Source organism: Aeromonas simiae (assembly GCF_000820125.1).
GTDB lineage: Bacteria > Pseudomonadota > Gammaproteobacteria > Enterobacterales > Aeromonadaceae > Aeromonas > Aeromonas simiae.
On sequence record NZ_CDBY01000084.1, the window covers coordinates 1 to 5,671 of the forward strand.

The 5,671-nt window shown below is 39.4% G+C and carries 4 protein-coding genes; 1 reads left to right on the forward strand and 3 read right to left on the reverse strand.

All coding sequences use genetic code 11. The annotated features are described in order from the left end of the window. Positions 1-61 precede the first annotated feature (61 nt). The 3 genes from BN1134_RS19450 to BN1134_RS19455 form a co-directional block, all read right to left on the reverse strand. Entirely contained in the window at positions 62-733 is a 672-nt protein-coding gene (locus BN1134_RS19450) for an inovirus Gp2 family protein (RefSeq protein ID WP_156991850.1), read from the reverse strand. Between the two features lie 446 nt (positions 734-1,179). Further along, positions 1,180-2,763: a YfjI family protein gene (locus tag BN1134_RS17080; protein ID WP_042048684.1), complete on the reverse strand. Its 1,584-nt coding sequence runs from the start codon at positions 2,761-2,763 to the stop codon at positions 1,180-1,182. Then, a complete protein-coding gene (locus BN1134_RS19455; RefSeq protein ID WP_080760913.1) occupies positions 2,741-2,989 on the reverse strand; it encodes a helix-turn-helix transcriptional regulator in 249 nt (82 codons plus the stop codon). Before BN1134_RS19455 ends, BN1134_RS17080 begins: the two co-directional genes overlap by 23 nt. A 277-nt stretch (positions 2,990-3,266) precedes the next feature. Between BN1134_RS19455 and BN1134_RS17085 the strand changes: the two genes are divergently transcribed. Further along, positions 3,267-5,300 (forward strand): hypothetical protein, encoded by a 2,034-nt coding sequence (locus tag BN1134_RS17085; protein ID WP_156991851.1) that lies wholly within the window; start codon positions 3,267-3,269, stop codon positions 5,298-5,300. The last annotated feature ends 371 nt before the right edge of the window (positions 5,301-5,671 follow it).

A 5,671-nucleotide genomic window follows, 5' to 3' on the forward strand; every position in this document is an offset into this window, starting at 1 on the left:
AAATTAAATACGCAGGGATTGTTCTATAGCATACTAATGAGCACTGACGTGCTCAAGCGTCTTATCGTACTTGACTGCAACCGAAGTTGCGTTGTCCATCAGCAACCTTCGTTCTTTGTTTACTCAGATAAGCCATACGAAATAAAAATGCACTGAAATTTTCATCTAAGTTTCGCGCTGAATTACGGTCAAACCTGTATTGTGGATTTACAGGGAAGTTAACCAGCGTTGCATTATCAGGGTATGGGAGGCCCAACGCGCTGCACCACGCCTTCTGGATCCGAGTTCCCATGTTGTTAGCATCATAATCCCGATAATCTCCCAGGAAGGCATACATGTCTTTGTTAAACAGCAGCATCAGGTGGTAATGAGGTGATGCCGATGACTCCTGCTCCCGACACCAGATAACGGTTGGTAATGACGGTAAACCACGCCGTTTCTGACGGCAATGGTCTGCACGTAATTGGCTTTTTAGTGACTCCATAAAGCGAGTGATCACTGATGAATCTGAACGCTGTAAACAAGTCAGCGTATCCGTATCATCTTCAGGCGACTCACTAGCAAAACGCAGATCCACACGTAGAGCATAAACACGAGGATACCTAGCCAAGGTACCTGACACAACATCTAAGCTACGCCTTAAATAATTACTATTCATAGGGCCGTAACTATCTGTGTATAATCTAGTAAGTGCTTTCATCTTCAATACTGAATTTTTTAAGTGATTCAACATAGGAGTCCCTACCTTGGTGAATAGACACGGAGGTATAGTTATTGGATTAAATAAATAGATGTGTTTTTCGCTTAAGTAAATACACCATACTCTGGATGCTATCCATAGTGGTACATGCTTAGAGGCATGTAGTCTTCACGCTACCCCATCGTTAGATTGCATAGCGTATATGCATCGTTAGTAGTGTGCATGGCTATGGATGTATATAAGAGTGTATGTATTACTATATGTATTGCTATATATAATACATATACCGCATCATGGCTTATTTAAATAAACCCATACACTCCTCAATCAAATGGACATATATACTAAAATATAAACATAGGGTTCCTGATTCAGATGCAGTTATGATACCGCCCTATATAACAACACTCTTAAGTTACTTAAGCGGAGTACTGCAATCAGTTAATACTGAACCTTGATGTATGGGAATGGTGCAACCATTAGTGTCGGAGCTTATTTCTCATGTCAATCAACGGTCTCTCAAAAAGTTCAACTGATGGTATTCCTGAATGGCGTCTTCCTTGATATTCGACTAGCTCGCTAACATAAATTCTATCACGGGTGCGGACTAAAGAGCGCCTAACAAGCCTAGGGTATTTCTTCCAAGATAAAGAAATATAGATTGACTGTTTCTTTTTAAAGCAAATGATATCTCCTCGAGCAATAAGAACTTCTATTGCATCTTCTAGCTTATTCGAATTACGAACACAATGTGGGCCACTTCGTCTAATGTCACCTTTCAAAAACAGCTCATTATTCCAGTTATGAATAATCCACTCCAGTAGCTTATTAACATGTGTCTCGTCCACGAACTCCCTAGCCTCGGGCGATCTAAATATTATCAATGCTTGATGTAAGTATATTTCAGCTAGTTCAATAGCAGTCTGCATAGTTTCATGAGTCACAAGCGTGGCTCTGTAGTTTATGTTTTTAAACACATGAAGTGCCGCCGCAATTCTTGACGCCTGCTCCATAAACTTTGAACCAAAATCTTTATAGTGCTCCAAATATTCCCCACGCCTCATTGCGTATTCAATGTCATTAAACTTGTCATTCCAAATTTTCTTAGCACTCTCTGTTAAATTCAGGCAATGACGCTCCTTGCCTTGTGCTCTCATCTCGAGCCCTTCTTGCAGTAATGCATCAATCCTTGAGCTAAATCTACCTAATTTAATTTTATCATCTAGTGATGCGCTATCATCCCTATCTTCTTGACGATAGCCAATCTCTGACTCAGGCTCACACAGTAGAATTCGAGCGTCTAATCCAGAGCTTCTCATCGCATCACCATTACTATCTCTGAATGTTCTATATATATCAGGCTGGATTTGCATGCTCAAAGTCAAACGAGCACCTTCAATATGAACTTCAGGGGCATTGGCTCTGTCAACACGTATAGTTTGACCTGACCATAGTGAGTTAAACAATGCATTATCTTTCATCAAGTCACTGGACAGTAGTGTCCCAGCTTCATCGGACACCAGAGCTAATGACGTATTCTTCTCAGCTAACATCGACTTCAGTTTTGCGACTGTTATATCCTCAGCTAAAATCCTCTTAACTAACGGAGCTATAGGCATATTTGAATGGTGAGTGTGCCATGCCTCTATTATAATGGGCTGCTCATCACCTTTTTTATACATCTCACCTAATTCCCTCCTTAACACTTTTTCCTTCATATTCCACAATTCCAGTTCGATCTGATATTTCTGCTGTGCAGCATCTACCTGCTCAGCCAAGCATTTTTCAAATTCACGGACTGGTTTCATCAGTAGCTTATCGACCGTGCTTTTTCTCTCGCCAGAAGCAGCTAGAATTAGAGTGTAAAGTGATGCCGGTATTTTCATCTCACTTTTTGGGCTAATATCTACCAACTGCTGCGATGCGATAGCCATTACAGACAACATTTGAGTCAAGATCATAAATCTCGGGGCCTTTGTTTTATAGGCGACGACATCCAGTGTATCCCAAAGGGACTGATCTAACCGCTCAATGACAGCTTCAATGGCTCTGTGTTGATTCATTTTTGACCTCCATTGTTTGACTACTTTGTGACCTGGTTGCGATCCATTGATTGACCTCGCTCTGACGCCAGCCGATCGCTGACTTGCCAAGTTTTATCGCCTTGGGAAAGCTGGGATCATGCCGGGAAGACCTGGCGTTCAGCTTGTCATAAATTGTTGATCTAGCAAGGCTAATCATCTTTATAAGCTCAGGCATCCTAATGATGCGGTCTATTGCTTCTTGCATTATGTGATGTCCTTCTAACGTCTGATTGGATGAGCTCGCATTATGGTGGACCTGGAGGTAACGTGTCAGGGGGACAAATTACGGACCCAATCTTGGGCAAACATACGAACATTTATTGAACGACAGCCATATTTTGTGCGCGTAAATTGAGCAATCAACACTTACCAACATCAACTCAATCGTGTATATCCAACGATGCGTTCATCGAAACAGATCTTGAGTGTTCACAAACCGCACATACGCTCGACCACCCAGCAACGAACCCAACAGGTAAATCATGAAGACACATCCCTTTGCTGAATTTATCTACGCTGTAGAAGACACTCTTGGTCTTTGGTATAAGGCTCGGAAAACAGAGCAAACAAGTAAACGCCCTTTCGATGCGCACCGTGAACACTTTCAAAGTGTTGATCCAGCAAAATCTGATAGAGATGAATACCGACCAAGACTAGAAAAAATATGTAGACGGCTGCATGTCGGCAGTCATTTATCACCTGACATTCTTTCCAATCATGTTGACATATTGGAGAGTGTGTACATTGGTCTGGCTCGGCAACCCAATGTTGTTGAAGCATTCGCAGATGATATCAACCAGTTTTATATTGCTACCATATTAATCCCTCTAATATGTGCAGACATATTGATTTTCAAAGAGAAGGCTGATGAAAACTCCATCTACTATCATCTTAACCAGATCCTAGCAATAGAAGGACTGGTCACACTCGATGGCGAGCAGGGTAAACTCAGAAAAAGAACAGCACGAAAATATATGATTGACTATATAGATAACTATTTCACTGCAAATCGCGAGGTGCTTAAAGTCAATTATGAAAAACCTGCTTCGTTAATATTTGAACTACTAGAATACTTAGATGAACTACCTAAGAAAGGCAATCAAACATGTGTGACATTAAATCAAAAAATTGATGTGTGTAACAAGTTGATCCTCAATAAAAACATTGAAAATTTTAGCATTCAACCAATTGCCGCAGCTTACACCGCGATTATCATCCTTCAAGATATCGATACCAAAACAAATATGTTTGGGTATTTCTGTCAAATTTACAATGCAATGTCCATAGAGGGTGATGAAGATGCTTTACAATCAAGCCTGCACGCAGCTCTTAATGAGAATTACAATAACATTGATATAAATGAGTTTTTGGCATGTAAATATCTCAGCTATGAGCCCAAAAGACTCTTAAGCATCAAGAAGAAAAACAACTTAGACAACATTATTTGTCACGCCATTGAATTGTGTGAAACAGGGTTACCATCTAATTACTTGGATATGCTAGCTCCATTCCCAACACAGGAATCATATTTATCAAAGATGGTATCTCTTCCACCTCAATTTGATATACCTATGGTAATCAGTGAAGATGCCATTTATTCAAAATATAAAACCGCCGCTATTGATATGAACATTATAGTGTTTGATAAAAAATCCATATTCGCTATTGCAGAACTAAAGCATAAAACTAAAAATCGAGTTGAAATGCATTATGCTCAATACACGCCATTAATCGATGCTCTGAACTGTATTAAACTAAATAATCCAGATGCGGCTTTAAAGATAGTTGAGAATGCAGTGAAGAAAAGTTACCCACTGTTTGGCTTCATTAAGTATTCACTCGCAGTGCTTTACGTTGGACTCATGTATAAGCTAGAGAGAAGAAAAATAAAACATCAATCGTTAATGCAACAAGTAAATGACATTATAAATCACCAAGGGATTGTTTTCATCCCTGTAATTAGACCGTCTCATGTAACTACATCCACCAATATTTCTTGGCTTTCCGAAGATGATTATATCAAATATTCTATAATCACCGGAGATAATACTTATAACGCAATCATATTGCAGGCCATATACAGTTATAACTTCACTGTTGCACGGCACACCTCTACGGACAATAATCTAATTGATGCGAACAACTCCAAATTTTTGAGAGTAAACCTTCTTGATATAAATTACGCCTCCTCGATGATCTGTCACGATTTACTAGAACGGTTTAATTCGATATCAGGAAAAATACTCGCTGGGTTAGATAAAGTGAACACGGAGTCAACACCTGAATTATTTGTAAGTGACCTAATAAGTACTCACGTTATCTTACCTGAAGATTTAACTGACAACCTGATCCACTGTATAGGTGGTTCTTCACTCGGTGTCTGTCTACTAGACCATTTATCGATTATATTGTTTTTATCTGTTCCTGGGGATGATGTTGAGAACATTATAGCATTGGGTAAAAATACTAAAGTTGTTGAACTATTGTTCAGGTATCAGCATTCTTTAACTAACTGAGGTTCATGTACAGGAGTCAGGGTAAAGGTCGAGGTGTTCTTGGTTCATACCGGAATTATACGGATAACAACTGGGTACGTAACTTCAGTTAACTAAGAGCAAGAACACCTTTTGATGTATGTCACTGCCAAACACATCTATGAATAATAACTTTAACATGTTTTTATTATTAGGTATATTTTCACTAGGCGAGGATGTTACAAACCATGGATTTATGCTCTGATGACATGACAGCGACCCAATCCGGCAGCATCTACTCTGGTGTATGGTTATACTTCCTTCCCTTATCCGTGAGATGCCAGCAATCTAAAAAAAAGAAAGCTCCGGATACTCTTTGATACAAATATCAAAAATATCTAAAATGTCAAATG